The 18368-nt window shown below is 37.8% G+C and carries 21 protein-coding genes and 1 riboswitch; of the genes, 8 read left to right on the forward strand and 13 right to left on the reverse strand.

What is annotated here, in order from left to right; all coding sequences use genetic code 11:
* Positions 1 to 104 precede the first annotated feature (104 nt).
* On the forward strand, positions 105 to 629 hold the full coding sequence (locus BM201_RS01960) for a hypothetical protein (protein ID WP_092539712.1): 525 nt from the start codon (positions 105 to 107) through the stop codon (positions 627 to 629).
* Positions 630 to 925: 296 nt separating this feature from the next.
* Positions 926 to 1054 carry a hypothetical protein gene (locus BM201_RS18290; protein ID WP_262508065.1) on the forward strand — a complete coding sequence of 43 codons (129 nt, stop codon included), beginning with the start codon at positions 926 to 928 and terminating at the stop codon, positions 1052 to 1054.
* A gap of 125 nt (positions 1055 to 1179) precedes the next feature.
* On the opposite strand, the gene BM201_RS01965 is transcribed toward BM201_RS18290, so the two are convergent.
* The 7 genes from BM201_RS01965 to thiS form a co-directional block, all read right to left on the reverse strand.
* Positions 1180 to 1818, reverse strand: a complete 639-nt coding sequence (locus BM201_RS01965; RefSeq protein ID WP_092539713.1) for a 2OG-Fe(II) oxygenase — start codon at positions 1816 to 1818, stop codon at positions 1180 to 1182.
* Positions 1819 to 2339: 521 nt separating this feature from the next.
* Positions 2340 to 3446 (reverse strand): 2-iminoacetate synthase ThiH, encoded by a 1107-nt coding sequence (gene thiH / locus BM201_RS01975; protein WP_092539715.1) that lies wholly within the window; start codon positions 3444 to 3446, stop codon positions 2340 to 2342.
* Positions 3439 to 4209: a thiazole synthase gene (locus tag BM201_RS01980; RefSeq protein WP_092539716.1), complete on the reverse strand. Its 771-nt coding sequence runs from the start codon at positions 4207 to 4209 to the stop codon at positions 3439 to 3441. The genes thiH and BM201_RS01980 overlap by 8 nt, the downstream gene beginning before the upstream one ends.
* A 214-nt stretch (positions 4210 to 4423) precedes the next feature.
* Positions 4424 to 5098, reverse strand: coding sequence for a thiamine phosphate synthase (locus BM201_RS01985; RefSeq protein ID WP_092539717.1), 675 nt, complete (start codon positions 5096 to 5098; stop codon positions 4424 to 4426).
* On the reverse strand, positions 5079 to 5675 hold the full coding sequence (locus BM201_RS01990; protein WP_092539718.1) for a thiamine phosphate synthase: 597 nt from the start codon (positions 5673 to 5675) through the stop codon (positions 5079 to 5081). Before BM201_RS01990 ends, BM201_RS01985 begins: the two co-directional genes overlap by 20 nt.
* 10 nt (positions 5676 to 5685) lie before the next feature.
* The gene (gene thiC / locus BM201_RS01995) at positions 5686 to 7542 is read right to left on the reverse strand and encodes a phosphomethylpyrimidine synthase ThiC (RefSeq protein WP_092539719.1); all 1857 of its coding nucleotides are present in this window, start codon (positions 7540 to 7542) and stop codon (positions 5686 to 5688) included.
* 46 nt (positions 7543 to 7588) lie between these two features.
* The gene (gene thiS, locus BM201_RS02000; protein ID WP_092539720.1) at positions 7589 to 7792 is read right to left on the reverse strand and encodes a sulfur carrier protein ThiS; all 204 of its coding nucleotides are present in this window, start codon (positions 7790 to 7792) and stop codon (positions 7589 to 7591) included.
* Positions 7793 to 7967: 175 nt separating this feature from the next.
* A riboswitch (TPP riboswitch) is annotated at positions 7968 to 8064 on the reverse strand.
* Between the two features lie 182 nt (positions 8065 to 8246).
* Between thiS and BM201_RS02005 the strand changes: the two genes are divergently transcribed.
* From BM201_RS02005 to BM201_RS02020, 4 genes are all read left to right on the forward strand, one after another.
* The gene (locus tag BM201_RS02005; protein WP_092540580.1) at positions 8247 to 8696 is read left to right on the forward strand and encodes a 6-pyruvoyl trahydropterin synthase family protein; all 450 of its coding nucleotides are present in this window, start codon (positions 8247 to 8249) and stop codon (positions 8694 to 8696) included.
* A gap of 51 nt (positions 8697 to 8747) precedes the next feature.
* Positions 8748 to 9125, forward strand: a complete 378-nt coding sequence (locus BM201_RS02010; RefSeq protein ID WP_245758549.1) for a rhodanese-like domain-containing protein — start codon at positions 8748 to 8750, stop codon at positions 9123 to 9125.
* 49 nt (positions 9126 to 9174) lie between these two features.
* Positions 9175 to 9936, forward strand: coding sequence for a UDP-2,3-diacylglucosamine diphosphatase (locus BM201_RS02015; protein WP_092539721.1), 762 nt, complete (start codon positions 9175 to 9177; stop codon positions 9934 to 9936).
* Positions 9937 to 10171: 235 nt separating this feature from the next.
* Positions 10172 to 10615: a hypothetical protein gene (locus BM201_RS02020; RefSeq protein ID WP_092539722.1), complete on the forward strand. Its 444-nt coding sequence runs from the start codon at positions 10172 to 10174 to the stop codon at positions 10613 to 10615.
* Between the two features lie 266 nt (positions 10616 to 10881).
* Here BM201_RS02020 and BM201_RS02025 read toward each other — a convergent pair whose 3' ends face one another.
* The 3 genes from BM201_RS02025 to BM201_RS02035 all read right to left on the reverse strand — a co-directional run bounded on the left by BM201_RS02025 (position 10882) and on the right by BM201_RS02035 (position 13812).
* On the reverse strand, positions 10882 to 11244 hold the full coding sequence (locus BM201_RS02025; protein WP_092539723.1) for a hypothetical protein: 363 nt from the start codon (positions 11242 to 11244) through the stop codon (positions 10882 to 10884).
* Between the two features lie 436 nt (positions 11245 to 11680).
* Positions 11681 to 13381, reverse strand: coding sequence for a single-stranded-DNA-specific exonuclease RecJ (gene recJ, locus BM201_RS02030; RefSeq protein ID WP_092539724.1), 1701 nt, complete (start codon positions 13379 to 13381; stop codon positions 11681 to 11683).
* Between the two features lie 83 nt (positions 13382 to 13464).
* Positions 13465 to 13812 carry a HopJ type III effector protein gene (locus BM201_RS02035; protein WP_092539725.1) on the reverse strand — a complete coding sequence of 116 codons (348 nt, stop codon included), beginning with the start codon at positions 13810 to 13812 and terminating at the stop codon, positions 13465 to 13467.
* Positions 13813 to 13889: 77 nt separating this feature from the next.
* Between BM201_RS02035 and ade the strand changes: the two genes are divergently transcribed.
* A complete protein-coding gene (gene ade, locus BM201_RS02040) occupies positions 13890 to 15512 on the forward strand; it encodes an adenine deaminase (RefSeq protein ID WP_092539726.1) in 1623 nt (540 codons plus the stop codon).
* Between the two features lie 47 nt (positions 15513 to 15559).
* On the forward strand, positions 15560 to 16024 hold the full coding sequence (locus tag BM201_RS02045) for a hypothetical protein (RefSeq protein ID WP_092539727.1): 465 nt from the start codon (positions 15560 to 15562) through the stop codon (positions 16022 to 16024).
* Here BM201_RS02045 and BM201_RS02050 read toward each other — a convergent pair.
* From BM201_RS02050 to BM201_RS02060, 3 genes are read right to left on the reverse strand one after another with little or no spacing between them, the layout of a single operon-like run.
* A complete protein-coding gene (locus tag BM201_RS02050) occupies positions 16019 to 16588 on the reverse strand; it encodes a uracil-DNA glycosylase family protein (RefSeq protein ID WP_092539728.1) in 570 nt (189 codons plus the stop codon). The two genes, BM201_RS02045 and BM201_RS02050, sit on opposite strands and share 6 nt — an antisense overlap.
* Positions 16588 to 17259 (reverse strand): 16S rRNA (cytidine(1402)-2'-O)-methyltransferase, encoded by a 672-nt coding sequence (gene rsmI / locus BM201_RS02055; RefSeq protein ID WP_092539729.1) that lies wholly within the window; start codon positions 17257 to 17259, stop codon positions 16588 to 16590. The genes BM201_RS02050 and rsmI overlap by 1 nt, the downstream gene beginning before the upstream one ends.
* Positions 17260 to 17264: 5 nt before the next feature.
* Positions 17265 to 18329: a hypothetical protein gene (locus tag BM201_RS02060; protein ID WP_092539730.1), complete on the reverse strand. Its 1065-nt coding sequence runs from the start codon at positions 18327 to 18329 to the stop codon at positions 17265 to 17267.
* Positions 18330 to 18368: the final 39 nt, after the last annotated feature.

Consider the following 18368-nt stretch of genomic DNA (forward strand, 5'->3'; position numbering starts at 1 on the left):
GATAAAAACATTTAAATAAGAAAGTTACCTACTTCGTTTTTAAGTATTTTCTAGAAAGTCGAAATAACTAAAATTCTTTATATCTTCACAAACTAACTTAGCAAATGAAAAAGTTATTACTTATTTTATTATCGATATTGCTATTCTCTGGTTGTGACAAGGATGAGGAGGAGGATGTGACACTCCCTTTTGAATTAGATTTTGTGGGTAAAGTTAGTGGTTGCGGTGACTTTTCAATAATCCAGGAACTAGACTCATTAAATCCCAATATAACCTTAAGCATCGCCGGGACAGGTAGAGAGGAATTAAATATAACTAATGCTGGAACAACTTTTTCTTTACCAGATAGTGATCTAATTTGTAATATTAATATTCATGAAAGATCAAATGCAAATAATTTTTGCAATGATGTGATTGAAGAAATTCCTGAGCTGATTAGCCAATGGCAAGTTGTTTCGGGCAATATAACATTTTTCGTATATGATGTTGAAGAAACAGAATTCGAAACATACTACAAAATGAATATCTTGCTTGAAGATGTAATTTTTCAAAAAGATGCTAGCGAAGAACGAAGAGAAATTTCGAGATTGGTCTTAGAAGATATTGGTCTTGGTTTCTTACCTGGCTAAATTCCCAAATGCTTCCATTTAAAGAACTAAAAACAAGATCTCTTGAAGCCGAAGCTTATCTGAAATTTACCATTTTATTGGCTATAAGCACTCTTATATTTTCTAATTTTAGATAAAAAGACGATGTTTTTTCAACAACCTGAACTTCCTAAAGACCAACCTGCAACAGAAACGCAACAATACGGTTTTGAGCTTTCAGATTTTTTAAGTGAAAACTTTTGGTATCTACTTATCTTCATAGTGGTTGTTGCCTTGGTGATATTTGACCATTATCGACGTAAAAAACAAAGAAAGTAATGCAAAGTACCTTACCTGAAAACGAGGAAACTTTTGAGATCTTAAGTTTTCTTAGCGGTTACGGATTTTGGATAATTTTAGCCATTATTTTAATCATTTTAGTTTTTTACAAAAAGTTTAAAAAGTAATTTCTACTCGAGATCAGTCTTGCGTTAGGGATTGCAATGAAAATCCTTTTACGAGGAACGAGAAAAAGATTGCAATGTAAAGCCCGGCCGAAGGCAACGCCCAAATACCTGAAATTATATAAAATTTACCTGGTCTTTAACCAACCGGTAATGCTTAAACGTTCAGAGTTTTTGACTTCTTTTACCTCGTGTTCCAGAATCTGACTTTCGAAAATCACTACTCTTCCCGGCAAAGGATAGATCACTTCTTCGCTACCGTCTTCTTTATAAATTACCAGTTCTCCTCCGTTGGTTTTTAACCAGTTTTCGTCGTTTAGATAACTTACGATGGAAAGTTTTCGACGAGAATCATTTTGAAAAGTATCTAAATGTCGCTTGTAAAATGTGCCTTTTGGATACACCGCATAATGAAATTCTTTGTACAGAATCCCCATAAAACAAGTCTTATTTAGGTAATCGACAAGATTATTGATTTTATTGAAGAAAATTTTTTCGGTTTCACCAGCTTCAACTTCGTTCATCCATAAAATAAAATCACCACGAATCGCTTTTTCGATAAGTTCGTTCGTGCGATTCCCGATAGCCGATTTTTTAAATTGGTCTTCTTCGTATTTGGCCAACAAAGAGGATCTTAATCGATTGATTTCTTCCGTCTGAAAAAAATCGTCTACAATGCTGTATTGCTTTTCCAGCAAATCTTCGATGATTTGCTCATACTGCTGATTTACACTAAAATCAAGCTGCTCAAAAAGTTCTTCTTTCAATCTAAATTTTATAAAAACCGCACAAAATTAATTCTTTTTTGAATACGAAGATTGAAAATATTTTAATTTGAAAATTTGATAATATGCGAATGCGATGATATGCTAAAGTTGTAATCCCAAAAACCTGAAGCAGAAATCTAATCATCTAAGTCTTTGAAAGATGCAGCAAATTCCAAAAAAGCTTATCCCCATAATTAAAGTCTGATTAAGATTATCACCAAGCACATTCTTAAATATCAGGTTGATAATTAATAACAGCACAAAGAAAACTAAAAAGCCAAGCATAAGACCTTGTTTGAAACCTGAACTAACTTTAGAGTTTTCCATATTGATTCTATTTAATACTTCTGAAAGAGAATTGAATAACACTTCTGAACCTCTAAAATAATGAATACAACTATAGAGTATCACAAATCATCGAAATTTAACGTTTACGGCTATAATTATTTTAAATTGAAGAGGGGAAATTGAGCAACTTTATATAGGCTATTTGCTAAATCCTGTAAACTGTGAACTTCCGGCTAAAACTTCTCCCAATCTTTCCATACAGGTTCTATTCCGTTTTTTAATAGCATTTCAGCAATCACTTCGGTACTTCGCTCGTCTGAAATTTCAAATTGCTCTAATGATTGCGGTTCTACTACATAACCACCGGGATTGGTTTTTGATTCGGCACTCATCGAAGTGATTCCCAAATGCGCAATATGATCCCGAAATTTCTCTTGCTCCCGGGTAGAAATCGACAACTCTACATCTTCATCTAAAATTCGGTAAGCACAGATCAATTGCAACAAATCTGGATCGGTCATTTCAACCTTAGGTTCTAAACCACCGCTGAATGGTCGTAATCTCGGAAAAGAGATCGAGTATTTAGTTTTCCAATAGGTTTTCTGTAGATACTTAAGATGTAAAGCTGTAAAAAAACTATCGGCTCTCCAGTCTTCCAAACCAAACAAGGCGCCAATTCCTATTTTATGAATTCCGGCTCTACCCAATCGATCTGGTGTTTCTAAACGATAATCGAAATTCGATTTTTTACCTTTTGGATGATGAATTTTATAGGTGGCCCGGTGATAAGTTTCCTGATAAACCAAAGTGGCAAACAATCCATCTTCAACTAATCGCTCATACTCATCCTGATCTAGCGGTTGTACCTCAATAGAAATATTGGCAAAATATGGTTTTAAAAGCCTAACGGCATTGCTTAAATAATCAATCCCCACCGTTCTATTGGCTTCGCCGGTAACCAGCAAAATATGCTGATAGCCTTTATTCTTTAGGAACTCAGCTTCTTTTAAAATTTCAGCATCAGTTAAGGTACGTCGCGGAATCTTATTTGTTAAACTGAATCCGCAATACGTACAAATATTCTGGCATTCGTTACTTAAATACATTGGCGCATACATCTGCATTGTATTGCCAAAACGCTTTTTAGTGATCGCCCTGCTTTTAGCAGCCATCTGCTCTAAATAAGGTTTGGCCGCAGGGGAAATTAATGCTTTAAAATCTTCAAGATCGGGTTTTGCGGTTGCTAACGCATGGTCTACATCAAGGATATTTTTCTCCTGAATACTTTCCAATACCTCATCCCAATCGTACTTTGCTAAAACTGCTTTAAAACTATTCATACAAAAATTGTGTTAGCGGACTGCTAGCTTCTGCGATCTTAGCTGTTTTGCCAAGTTTTGCTTCGTAAGCCATTCGCCCAGATTCTACAGCCATTTTAAATGCTTTTGCCATTTGCACAGGGTTTTTAGAGACAGCGATCGCAGTATTTACTAAAACGGCATCTGCCCCAATTTCCATCGCCCAGGCCGCATGAGATGGCGCTCCAATCCCAGCGTCAACAATTACCGGAACATTGGATTGCTCAATTATAATCTCTAAGAAATCTAAAGTTTTTAAACCTTTATTGGTTCCAATAGGTGCGCCCAACGGCATCACACATTGCACACCTACATCTTCCAGGCGTTTACACAAAACAGGATCTGCATGAATATAAGGCATCACCACAAAACCCAATTTCACCAATTCTTCGCAGGCTTTTAAAGTTTCTACCGCATCTGGCAATAAATATTTAGGATCGGGATGAATTTCGACTTTTACCCAATTTGTCCCCAGGGCTTCCCTGGCCATTTGTGCTGCAAACACGGCTTCTTTTGCGTCCCGAACGCCAGATGTATTAGGCAGTAAACTCAGTTTCTCGTGCGCAAGACTGGAAATCATTTGGTCTTCTTCATTACCGGCTTCTACTCGTTTTAAAGCTACGGTTACCAGTTCACTTTCTGAAGCTAAAACTGCTTCTCGCATTAGTTTTGAATTACTGAATTTCCCCGTTCCCGTAAATAATCGAGAATCGAAGGTTTTATCTGCTATTTTTAGTTTTTCCATTGTTAGGTTTTTAGCTGTCGGCTTTTAGCTTTCAACGATTAGTTTTTTGTAAATAAGTATCTGCATATGCAAAAGATCCTAGCTCCCGTCATTCCGGACTTTATTCAGCATGACACACCAAATAATGCGGGTTAAAATTTTACGAGCAATTTTCGGCAGGCCGGAACCTCAATCATTCAAAATTCAGCATTTAGCATTCAAAATAATTTCTCGTCTAACCTCTAACAGCAAATCCGTCTAAAATCTGCCGAATCTCTTTTTCAGGATGTTCCGAATGCGTTAGCATCCCAGATACCGCAATTCCGCTTAGCCCGATTTGACGTAATTCTTCTATGTCACTGAGTTGAATCCCACCGATAGCAATTACCGGAACCGTATTTTCATGTTTTGAATATGCTACCATCAAATCCATGTAACCTGAAAATCCTAGAATCGGACTCAGTTTCTTTTTGGTTGAAGTAAATCTCAACGGTCCCAAACCAATATAATCGACTCCATTTTCAAGGTGATTTAAACAATGCTGAAATGTATTTGCCGTTCCGCCAATTATTTTTTGAGTTCCCAAAATCTCACGAGCTTCTAAAACACTGGTATCTTCCTGCCCTAAATGAACACCATCTGCATTACAGGTTTTCGCTACTTTTACGTGATCGTTTATGATCAATTTCGCGCTGAATTTTGAGCATAATTCCCTGGCCAAAATCGCTGTTTTAAGCACTTCATTTTGCGGCATTTCCTTCATTCGCAACTGTATCCAGTTTCCGCCAGCTCTCAATACTTTTTCAATATTTTCTAAATGCTGAAATCTATCTTTACCCTGCGAGATATATTGAAGGCAGGAAATCTTTTTCTGAAAAACCGACTCGTTTTTATCTAAAAACTGACTCATATTGCTGCTGAATTTTATTGAAACTTTGCCCGGGATCTTCGTCCATCCAAACGGCACCAAGCACAGCACCTCCACTAAATCCCATTTTTCGGATTAACGGAATTTTTGCTGAATTGATTCCGCCTAGCGCTATTACTTTTTGCTGAACATCTTGCACCTGGAATAACTTGCCCGCATAATCTGTTTTTGAGATCGAGCTAAAAACCGGACTCAAAAAACAGTAGTTGAAAATCGATGATTTCGAGATCAATTCTTTTTGATGATACGAAGTGCTTATCGTTAAGTTTTCCTGCTTAAAAGATGTCGCATAATCTTCAACAGTTTCTCCCAGCATCAGCCTGAAAGTTTCAGTAAGATGGATTCCTTTCAAATTAAATTCTTTTGCCAGTTCATGGTGTTGGTGCAACACCATTTTAGATCGATAAACCGGCTCGAAACTTTGCAACCAGTGTTTTAAGTCTTCAAAAGAAGCTTTAGGTTTACGAATATGAAGCACGTCTAAGCCATTGTCTAAAATTGACTTCAGTTGAGTTTCTTCATTTTCGATAAACTTTTCCGCAGAAATTAATACTAACATTGTTCGAAAATTATAAGTAAACTTCGCTTCCTTTCTTCTTAAACTCTTCAGATTTTTCTTCCATTCCTTTTATGATGGCTTCCTCGCTGTCGAGTCCGTTTTCCTTCGCATAATTCCGCACATCCTGTGTGATTTTCATCGAGCAGAAATTAGGACCGCACATCGAGCAAAAATGAGCCACTTTCGCATTTTCTGACGGTAAAGTCTCGTCGTGATAAGTTCTCGCGGTATCTGGATCTAACGCCAGATTAAATTGATCTTCCCATCGAAACTCAAATCGTGCTTTACTCATTGCATCGTCACGATGTTGCGCTCCCGGGTGACCTTTAGCCAAATCTGCCGCATGGGCAGCGATCTTGTACGTAATCACACCCTCTTTTACATCTTCTTTATTCGGTAAACCAAGATGTTCTTTCGGAGTGACATAACATAACATGGCACAACCGTACCAACCAATCATTGCTGCACCTATTCCGCTGGTGATATGATCGTAACCCGGCGCGATATCGGTGGTTAGCGGGCCAAGCGTGTAAAAAGGAGCTTCGCCACATTCTTCCAGTTGCTTGTCCATATTTTCTTTAATCATATGCATTGGGATGTGCCCGGGACCTTCAATAAAACACTGCACATCGTGCTTCCAGGCGATTTTCGTTAATTCGCCCAGCGTTTCTAGTTCGGCAAACTGGGCATAGTCATTCGCATCGGCAATACTACCTGGTCTTAAACCATCACCAAGTGAAAAAGCAACATCGTAAGCTTTCATAATTTCACAGATCTCTTCGAAATGGGTATATAAAAAGCTTTCCTGATGATGCGCCAAACACCATTTTGCCATGATCGAACCACCACGAGAAACGATTCCTGTTACTCGTTTTGCAGTATGCGGAATGTATTTTAAACGAACACCGGCATGAATAGTAAAATAATCTACGCCCTGTTCAGCTTGTTCGATTAGTGTATCTCTAAAAATTTCCCAGGTCAGGTTTTCGGCTTTTCCGTTTACTTTCTCTAAAGCCTGATAGATTGGTACGGTTCCGATAGGTACTGGGGAATTCCGAAGAATCCATTCTCGGGTTTCGTGGATATTTTTTCCGGTAGAAAGATCCATTATCGTATCGGCTCCCCAGCGGCAGGCCCAAACTGCTTTTTCAACTTCTTCTTCGATCGAAGAACTTACCGCAGAATTCCCAATATTAGCATTAATCTTTACCAGAAAGTTTCGCCCAACGATCATGGGTTCACTTTCAGGATGGTTGATATTACTTGGAATAATGGCACGACCTCTGGCCACTTCATCTCTAACAAACTCGGGCGTGATCACTTTGGGAATATTCGCCCCAAAACTTTCACCGGGATGCTGATTGGTAATTGACGTAATTTCCTGAAGTTTTTGATTTTCACGAATGGCAATAAATTCCATTTCAGGAGTTATAATGCCTTGCCTCGCGTAATGCATTTGCGTTACGTTTTGCCCGGGTTTTGCTTTTAAAGGTTTCCTGATGCGCTTAAAACGTAGTTCATCAAGCTTTTCATTTTCTTCTCGCTCACGACCGTATTCAGAAGAAAGTCCGCTTAACTGTTGCACATCTTCCCTGGCGGCGATCCACTGCTGGCGAATGGGTTTTAAACCCTGCCTAACATCAATTTCTACTTTGGGATCTGTATACGGGCCACTGGTATCATACACCAAAACAGGTTCGTTTGGTGTACGTGTACCGTTAAATTTATCGATGGTGTCATCGAGTTTGATCTTTCGCATAGGCACGTTTATATTTTGGTGTATTTGCCCTTTTACGTAGATCTTTTCTGAATTTGGAAAAGGCGCCCTACTAATCGCCTGCTCGCGTGGTAACTGGTTAGGTTTCATGCTTTACTGGTTTAGGTTGATTTTTTTATTTTTTCTGAAATACGTATCAACCGCCTTGTGTAGCACGAATAACCAGCACATTATTTCCTTCTTCCAACAGTGTATGTTCCCACTTAGGTTTAGAAATAATCTCGTTGTTAATCGCAATGGCAATCCCTGAAGGCTTGATCTTAAGCTGCTCCAAAAGTTCATGAAGCTTTACAGGTTCTTTAAAAGAATGAATTTGGTTGTTTACGTTTACAGTTATCATATCCTTAGATTTTTAATAGCTGTAAACCAAGGGGAATTGTCCCTGAAGAAAAGTGAATAAATCTCGTGGCCTTTCCACGAACCAGGAATCAAATTTTAGTTTTTTTATTCTGAAGACAAGTCTTAAATTCAGAATAAATTTATAGCACTTAGCCTAATATTGACCAAAATCGATTCAAAGTTTTCGTACTTTTTCCTTCGCAGATGCTAATCTGGATCAGGTTCAAAGGGTGTTATCTCAGCCAAATTTAATTGGCACCCCTAAAGTTTACACTTTCAAAGTTAACTGAAAATTTTCGGGATAAAAAAATGCTGAAGCCTTAATCTTCAAAATTGATTACACTTTTAATACCTTTGCTTCAAAATAATTCCTAAAAATCCTGAGTCGATTTTATACAATTTCGGCCTAGATTTTAAGGGAATTAAAATATACACGGCACACATAAAATTTGGGTATGGCAAAGATTAGGATCACCAAGCAATTTTCTTTTGAAACAGGACACGCGCTTTACGGCTACGACGGTAAATGTCGCAATGTTCATGGCCATAGCTATAAACTTAGCGTGACCGTTATTGGAGAGCCTATCGCAGATACTGAAAATGTAAAATATGGTATGGTGATCGATTTTGGCGACCTAAAAAAGATCGTAAAGTCTGAAATTGTAGACCAGTTTGATCATGCTACCGTTTTTAACCAAAACACGCCACACCTGGAGCTTGCTAAAGAATTGCAGGATCGTGGGCATCATGTGATTTTAGTGGATTATCAACCTACCAGTGAAAATATGGTAATCGATTTTGCTGAAAAAATAAATAAACATTTACCAGATCATATAAAACTGCATTCATTAAAACTCCAGGAAACTGAAACCAGTTTTGCTGAATGGTACGCCAGCGATAACTAAGATTATCGATTTTTAGACCATATTTTTCATTTCTAAAAGCATCAATTAAAAGTGAATCCAAGTGTTCTTGCCATTATTCTCGTTGTACTTTTGGGCTCTTATTTTGTGCTCAAGAATTTCAAAAATAGCAACACAGATCATTCGCTAAAGGGAAAGAATATTAGTCAGTTTCAAATCTTAGATGTTCGTACTCCCAAAGAATTTAGGCAGGGACATATTAAAAATGCTACTAATTTTCCGCTTAGCGATATCAATTCAGAAAATCTAAAAAAGCTGGATAAAGAGCTTAATTATATTACCTATTGTGCTCATGGATTGCGTAGCATAAAAGCCAGTAAGATCTTAAAAGAAAATGATTTTAAGGTCACCAATGGCGGCTCGATTAAAGATCTTCAGAAATTAATGGCTTATTCAGAAAAAAGAAACTAATCGCGCTTTGCAAGTTTCTGTTAACTTTGCAAAAGTTAAGCAACGACCAATGACCATTCCCGAAGGAAAGAAAGTATATTTTAGCAGTGATAATCACCTGGGCGCTCCTACAAAAGAGGCTAGTAACCCCAGAGAAGCGATATTTGTTAAGTGGCTGGATGAGATTAAACACGATGCCGCTGCAATCTTTTTACTAGGCGATCTTTTCGATTTTTGGTTTGAATATAAACATGCCGTTCCAAAAGGTTTTGTTCGAGTGATGGGAAAACTGGCCGAACTTAAAGACAGCGGAATTCCTATTTATTTTTTCGTCGGAAATCACGATTTATGGATGGAGAATTATTTTGAAGAAGAACTGAATATTCCCACGTATCGCCGTCCGCAGGAATTCGAATTTAACGGAAAGAACTTTTTAATTGGTCACGGTGATGGATTAGGTCCCGGAGATCACGGCTATAAGCGAATGAAAAAAGTTTTTACCAATCCTTTTGCAAAATGGCTTTACCGATGGCTTCATCCCGATCTTGGAATACCTTTAGCGCAATATTTTTCAGTAAAAAACAAACTGATTTCTGGCGACGAAGATGCAAAGTTTTTAGGTGAAGACAACGAATGGTTAATCCAGTATTGCAAACGAAAACTGGAAACTAAACATTATGATTACTTTCTTTTTGGCCACCGCCATTTACCTATGGAAATTAAGCTGAAAGAAAATTCGAAATACATCAACACCGGCGATTGGATCACACATTACACTTATGCTGAATTTGACGGAAAGGATCTACACTTGAAGAAGTTGAAGGAGCAGTAAGCAGTTTACAGTTGGCAGTCTCAGTTGGCAGTCTCAGTTGGCAGTTGGTAGTCTCAGTCAGCAGTTTTCAAGAAACAATTTTCAATGGGCTTTGAGGCATTAGCGTTTAGCGATCAGCTTTTAGCTTGACAAACGTTGGTTTAATTTGTTATCTCTCCGATTCAGCTAGCCTAAAAATATTACCTACGCAAAAGCAACCTAAAGTGGATTTCAGTATCTTTAAAAAAAGATAAATATGTCTGCTTTAAAATTAGCTTCGCTATTATTTTTTATTTTTCTATTTTCTGGATGTTCCAGTGACGATGCTGAGGTAGTAATTGATAACCTGTCTTATGAAATCATTTTTGAGAGCCAGCTAAGCTATTCCAGAGGAGAAAAAATACCTAAACAATATAAGGTTTTTACAGATCGGGAAGACTGGTTAGACTTTATTCCAACTATTGAAGAGGTAAATCCAGATCGAGCAGAAAACTTAGAAAACATAGATTTCGATTTTACCAATGCGAATTTAATTATCGTAGTTGGTGAATTTTATAATTCCTGCTGTACCAAGATCACGATAAATCAGGTTTATAAAAGAAGTGGTAATATCATCGTAGATTTTGAAGAAAGCGAACCTGGAGATGCAGGTGCTTTGAGTCAGACTTATTTATTACTAAAGACTCAGAAGCAGAATTAGCAGTCTCAGTTTGCAGCTTTCAAGAAACAATTTTCAATGGGCTTTGAGGCATTAGCTTTCTGCTTGAAAGTTTTAAAATTTTAGGTCGAAACTATCAAATCTTGGATATTATTCTTTTAAAATCTGAATTCTGACTAAGATTCACTTCTCGATAAAATTGCTCCTAAACTCACAATCACTCGAAGTCAAAGGTTTCTCAATTCAAAATTTAGCATTCAACATAAAGCATGTAATCTCTAGATTCTAACATCTAATTGCAAAGCAGTTTAATTTTTAGATTCGAATTCTAAGTAATAATGAAGTCTCATTTTGAAAATCGTGCCTTCCACAAGGTCGCAGATCTCGTTTAATTCGAAAGCATTTACAGCAAAATCCATTTTCTGAAGAGGAGATTTAAGCAAAATATCACGTTCACAAATCTCTGAACTAACACATCGAGAACAGTTAGGATTACGATGTTTAGCAATCTGAATATTTTCTGAAAAGAGTACAACTTCTTCCGGTAGTAAATAGAACCCCATGTCTTTAAAAACTAGTTGAACTCGGTTTTCACTAGTATTAGCTATTCCGTTTTTCCATTTAAAAGATATTCCGGTGTCGTTGTGGTAAATAATATCTACATCTTCCATACTTCGGTTTTAAGCAGGTTTCTTTCAAAGATAAGAATATTATTTAAAATGAGTCTAAATTAAGAAGAGTTTAGAGTTTACGGTTGACAGTTTACAGAGATTTTAGCCATTAGCTTTAGCTATCATAATGATTTTGACTTCTGTTTAGTAAAAGACTGTCATCTCGCCCGGCAGGGTCGAAATGACGACTTTTTTAGCTGTAGCTTTTCAATCTGATTCGGTCAAATTTAAGTTTAAAGCTATCGAATCTTGAGTTTTATTCCTTTTAAAAATCTGAATTCTAACTAAAATCCACTTCTCGATAAAATTGCTCCTAAACTCACAATCACTCGAAGTGACAGGTTTTTGCATTCAACATACGTAGCATCTATAATCTATTCTCTCTAGTCTAATTTCTAATTCCCAACATCTAAAAGCGAAGCGATCTAAAATCTAACTACTCCTTGATATCCTTAAATCTTAACTGTAAAGAAACATTTCCGTTCCATTCGTTTTCGTCTATAGAATATACGGCACTAAAGCTTTTTTTATCTTTTATAATATCCAGTTTCTCGCCAAGATTAAAGCCAATCACATTGAAAGAAGACTTGTTTTCAAGCTGTGTTACTCGGCACTTTAAATGTGTTTCTTCCTTACCCACACATTTCCCAAAACCAGAATCGGTTAAATTTCGAGACATAAAAACGGGAGACATATTTCCCGGGCCAAAAGGAGCAAATTGCTTCAGGATTCGCCAAAATTTAGGCGTGATTTCATCTAATTCCAGTTCAGCATCAATACTAATTTCCGGAGTGAGTAATTTCCTGTCGATGGTTTCAGTAACAACTTCTTCGAACTTCCTTTTAAAATTTTCATATTCTTCTTCTTTGATCGTTAAGCCCGCTGCGTACATATGCCCACCAAATTGCTCGATATGATCCTGGCAGGCTTCTAAAGCATTGTACACATCGAAACCTTTTACAGATCTTGCCGAGGCTGCCAACTTATCTCCGCTTTTCGTAAAAACCAAAGTCGGGCGATAATAAGTTTCTGTCAACCGGCTAGCCACAATCCCAATAACTCCTTTATGCCAATGGTCGGCGTAAACAACAGTACTTAATCGCTCCTGTTCTTTTAACTCTTCAATTTGCACCAAAGCTTCAGCAGTGATCGATTTATCAGCATCTTTTCGGCTGGCGTTGTGATGTTCAATTTCAGAAGCGAATTGTTGTGCTTGCTCCTCGTTTTCTTCCGTAAGTAACTCAACCGCATGCAAACCATGCTTCATTCTTCCGGCAGCATTTATTCGTGGAGCAATAACGAAAACAACATCGGTAATAGTGATGGTCTCTTTTTTAAGCTGACTCAATATCGCTTTAAATCCCTGACGTGGCGCCACATTGATCACGTGCAAACCATGATAGGCTAAAATTCGGTTTTCACCGGTAATAGGGACAATATCGGCACCAATTGCAGTCGCCACCAAATCTAAATAAGGCAGCAAGACTTCGATGGTATCACCTCGTTTTTCAGCCAACGCCTGAATCAATTTAAAACCTACACCGCAACCACATAATTCTTTATAAGGATATTCGCAATCTTCCCGTTTTGGATCTAGAACGGCAACAGCTTCAGGAATATTAGCTCCCGGGCGGTGGTGATCGCAAATCACAAAATCGATTCCTTTTTCCTTGGCGTAAGCTACTTTATCGATGGCTTTAATTCCGCAGTCTAAAGCAATGATCAGGCTAATATCATTATCGGCCGCAAAATCGATTCCCTGATAAGAAACTCCGTATCCCTCGTTATATCGATCTGGAATATAAGTTGCGACATTTGGATAGCGGGTTTTTAGGTAGGACGACATCAAGGCCACGCTGGTGGTTCCATCTACATCATAATCGCCATAAACCATAATATTTTCTTCAACAGCCAAGGCTTTTTCGATTCTGGCTACGGCCTTATCCATATCTTTCATCAAATATGGATCGTGAAGATCTTTAAGATTTGGCCTAAAAAACTTCTTGGCTTCCTCGAAAGTCGTAATATCACGTTGCGCTAGGAGTTTCGCAATAGGTTTTTCTACGCCCAAAGATTGCATCAAAGAATTTACAATTTCGGGATTGGGATTTGGTTTAATGGTCCAGCGGGTATTCATCTACATTTATCTTCTTTACACACAAAAATTACCTGAAAATCAATATAATTCAGGAAATACTATCGACTTAAATTACAAAGAAATTACTTTACAGGCTGCAAAGCTTCAGAATCAAAAGCGATTCCGCTCCAGCCGGTTTTCATAAAATTTCGAATATTTTGGTGACTATCACCTTCAGGATCATTTAAAACACCTTCAAAATAATGCTCTGCAAAAAGCGCTAAAGTCGTCTCCTTACTAAGTTCTTTGAGTAATCCTAAAGCAAAGATTTTGCAGCTTCCGTTGTTGGTGCCGGCTTCGTTATAAATTTCTCCGTTCTTAAAAGAGGCTGGCGAAAATTGATAATATTCGTCGATCAAAGCCATAGTTTGCTTAAAATCTGCAGATTTTGGATTGGATTTTACCTGTTCTAAATAGTCTTGAAGTGTCATGATCTTATGTTTATAAAGTCGCTAAAATATAAGTTCCCAATTTAATTTGTTACTTTCAACATCCAATAAATTTACAAATGAAGATCGTAAAAGGACAACTGGTTGATATCGAGAACCAACGGATTTTTTCTGCGGAAGTTCACATCGAAAATAAAAAGATCGTCAAAATTAAAGAATCTCAGCATAACGAAAAACAGTTTCTTATGCCCGGATTTATTGATGCTCATATTCATATAGAAAGTTCGATGCTTGTTCCTTCAGAATTTGCTCGTGTAGCCAGTATTCACGGCACAGTGGGTACAGTTTCAGATCCGCATGAAATTGCCAATGTTCTTGGTATCAACGGTGTAAATTTTATGATCGAAAATGGTAAAAAAGTCCCTTTAAAATTTCATTTTGGAGCTCCAAGTTGTGTGCCGGCGACCACTTTTGAAACTGCCGGAGCGATTATCGATGCTGAAGCGATTAAAGAACTAATGCAATCTCCTGATATTTTTTATCTGGCAGAAATGATGAATTATCCCGGAGTTTTATATGACGATGCTGAAGTGCTCGAGAAAATAAAATGGGCGCAGCATTTTAAAAAACCTGTAGATGGCCACGCACCAGGTCTTCGCGGAAAAGATGCCGAGAAATATGCAAAAGCGGGTATTAGTACAGATCACGAATGTTTTACCTACGATGAAGCTAAAGAAAAGTTAGACCTTGGGATGAAAGTGATTGTAAGAGAAGGTAGCGCTGCTAAAAACTTTGAAGCGCTTATCGATCTTTTACCCGATCATTATCAAAATATGATGTTTTGTTCAGACGACAAGCATCCAGACGATCTGGTTCTAGGACATATTAATCAGCTTTGTGAACGTGCGGTTGCCAAAGGAATGGATGTTTTTAAAGTTTTGCAGGCGGCATGTATAAACCCGGTTAAACATTATAATTTGAATATTGGTTTGCTGAAAGAAGGTGATGCAGCCGATTTTATTTTGGTTGAAAATCTGACCAATTTTAAAGTTCTGGCGACTTATATCGACGGAGAAATCGTTGCTGAAAATGATGAATCTCATATCCCTTCAGTCGAATTTAAAACGCCTAATAATTTTAATATTTCTGAAAAATCTCCTGAAAATTTTAAACTTGAAGCCTCGACAGATCTGATTAGAGTGATCGAAGCTTTGGATGGTGAGTTAATTTCTAACGAGATCGAAGCCAAAGCTATTTTAAAAAATGGCTCACTTTCATCGAATATCGACCAGGATATTTTAAAGATTTCAGTAGTAAATCGCTATGAAAACAAAGCGCCTTCCATAGCATTTATAAAAAATTTCGGACTCAAAAAAGGAGCGATCGCCAGCTCGGTTGGGCACGATTCTCATAATATTATCGCTGTGGGAACCAGCGACGAAGAAATTTGCAATGCGGTTAACCTCATCATCAAAAACAAAGGAGGAATTTGTACGGTAAACAACGAAAATAAAAAATCTTTACCACTGCCTGTGGCGGGAATTATAAGTGATAAAGATGCCTGGGAAACCGGAAAATTATATCAGGAAATCGATAAAATGGCCAAAGAATTAGGAAGCACTTTAAAAGCACCGTTTATGACCTTATCATTTATGGCTTTATTGGTGATCCCAGACCTAAAATTATCTGATAAAGGCCTGTTTAGCGGTAAAAAATTTGAGTTCGTAAATATCTTAAAATAAACGCGCAACCTTTTTTAGCTTTTCGCATCTATCTGGAAAACAACATCATGAAAAAATTAAGCTTTCTCCTGCTGATGTTTTCGGTATTTTTATTTTCTTCCTGTGAAGATGATCACGAAGACGACATTGTTTGTTGCACCATTTATGATTATGAGATTTTTATCCTGCCTGAAAATGCTGATGGTGAAAATCTAATTGAAACCGGTGCGATCACTACTGAAAATGTAAAACTTTATTATCAGAATGACGGAAATTGGATATCTTCCAATAATATTGCTTTCATTGAAGATTCAGAAGGGCAAGATATATTACGAATTTTTGCCAGTGATAAGCTCGATGAAAACGATCGATCTGAAACCCGACTGGTAATCGACGGTGTTGAAGAATTTTTAACTACTGAATTTAATACTGAAAACGGTGCGATTATCACCAAAATCTGGCTAAACGAGGAAGTTGTTTTTGATACCAGTTCAGAAAATGAAAATGGCAATTTAATCGAAATCACCTTATAAGATCTTCCTGACCAGTTGCTGAACTTCAGGAATCATTTTTTCCTCGAACCAGGGATTCTTTATTCGCCAAAATCGGTTTACCGGTGATGGATGTGGCAGCGGTAAAAATTCCGGTAGAAAATCATCGAAATTCGATACTTTTTCGGTTAAATTTTTATGCTTCGACTTTGGCAAATAATAGCTGGAAGCATACGAACCGATCAAGATCTTAAGCTTTACATTTTCTAATTTTTCAAAAACCTGATGATGCCAAAGTGGGGCACATTCTTTTCTTGGCGGCAAATCTCCGGTTTTCGCTTTCCCGGGATAACAAAAACCCATTGGCAAAATGGCAAAATTGGCTGGATCGTAAAAGGTTTCATCATCTACATCCAGCCATTCTCGTAATTTCTTACCACTTTGATCTTTCCAGGCAATTCCAGACTCATGTACAACCCTTCCCGGCGCCTGGCTAATCAAAATGATCTTTGAATTTTTTACAGCTTCGATAATTGGGCGCGGCCCTAATGGTAGATGCTCCCGGCAAACATCGCAAGCGCGTATTTCCTTAAGCAGATCCTGCATTATTTATTTCCGGCTACAATGATTGCAATTTCCCCTTTTGGTGGTTTTTGCGTATAATGTTTTAAAACTTCTTTTGCAGTACCTCTTATGGTTTCTTCGTGAAGTTTAGTGATCTCTCGCGATACAGAAACCTGCCTATCAGCACCAAAATATTCGGTGAAATGGGTAAGCGTTTTTATAAGTTTATGTGGCGATTCGTAGAAGATCATAGTTCGGCTTTCTTCTGCCAGTAATTTTAAACGCGTTTGGCGTCCTTTTTTTACCGGTAAGAAACCTTCAAAAACAAATTTATCATTTGGCAACCCACTATTTACCAAAGCCGGTACAAAAGCGGTCGCTCCAGGTAAACAATCTACTTCTACTCCGGCTTCTACGCAGGCCCGTGTTAATAAAAATCCAGGATCTGAAATTGCCGGTGTCCCCGCGTCGCTAATCAAAGCAAAAGTTTCGCCAGCCTGCATTCTTCCCACTAACTGATCTACCGTTTTATGCTCGTTATGCATGTGATGGCTAATCATTTGCGTTGTAATATCAAAATGCTTTAGAAGTTTACCGCTATTACGTGTGTCTTCAGCAAGAATCAAATCGGCTTCCTTTAGAACCTTTATGGCTCTAAAAGTGATATCTTCAAGATTACCTATTGGAGTGGGAACCAAAAAAAGTTTTCCCATAAATGTTATTGAAATTTATTAGCGATAACTTCTACAAATCGATCTTCGTACTGCTCTTTTCCTTCCCAGTTGTTATAATCTGGTTTTACCACTAACTGAATGAATTTATAAGCTTCACTAAAATCGCTAAAGGTATTTAACTGCGAAAGCACACGATTATAATCTGATGCATTTCCGGCAAATAAATGTTTTATGTAAGCCAGACGATCGTTTAGCCCAATGCTAATTCCGCTTTTTAAGCGATCGTTTACAGAACGTGGTCGTTGTTCGTTTGGGCGATTATTTAGAGGCTCAAAATCTGGAAGATTATCATAATCTACCCCTATTTGTCTAAAATCATTACCAGGCTTTTCTTCCGGCTTCGCTGATTCTTCGGGTTCTATTGGTTTGTTCTCTTCTTTTGGTTGTTCTGGCTCTGGTGCTGGTTCTGGATCCTTCTTAGCTTCTGGTTCTGTCTCCGGCTCAGTTTTTTTAGGCTCAAAGATTGGCGGTTCAGCAAAATGCTCTTCAGGAATCTCTGGTGATTTTATCGTTTCTGGCTCGGTAGATTCTGGTTCTTCAGATTTTGGCTCTTCTGGTTGCTCTGGCGCAGGTTTTTGTTGGGTTTGCTGTGGCCAGCTTTGTTCTGGCTTTTCCAGTTCAGGCTTCACCTTAGACCAGTCTTCATTAAGCGCATCCATTAATCGATCTAAACCTTCTGTTTCTGGTGGCATTTGCGCCACGATATCTTTAATCTTTTCAGTATTAGGTTCGGTTATCGCATCACTATCATTAAACTCGGTTCCATCTGGCACGTAATATTTACCTTCTTTATAGGTTGTTTGCGATTGCGTTCTGGAAGGCTGCGGCTTAGAAGGTGCGTAAGTATCTTCGGCATAACTAACAGCTTGCAAGGCTGGTTTTGCTTCTGGCTTTTCTTCTTCTAAATTAGTGTATGTAAATTGTAATATGGTAAGTTTTTCATAAAGAACTTTAGCCTCTTGCTTTAGCTGATCGATTTGCTTCTCTGCATCCCCATCTAATATCTTTTGCGCCAGCTTTTTCAATTCAGCTTCTATCGTCTTCTTCATAACTTTAATGATTAGCCCTTCTTACAGGGTTGGATTTTT

It is taken from the genome of Zunongwangia mangrovi, assembly GCF_900112105.1.
Classification (GTDB): Bacteria; Bacteroidota; Bacteroidia; order Flavobacteriales; family Flavobacteriaceae; genus Zunongwangia; species Zunongwangia mangrovi.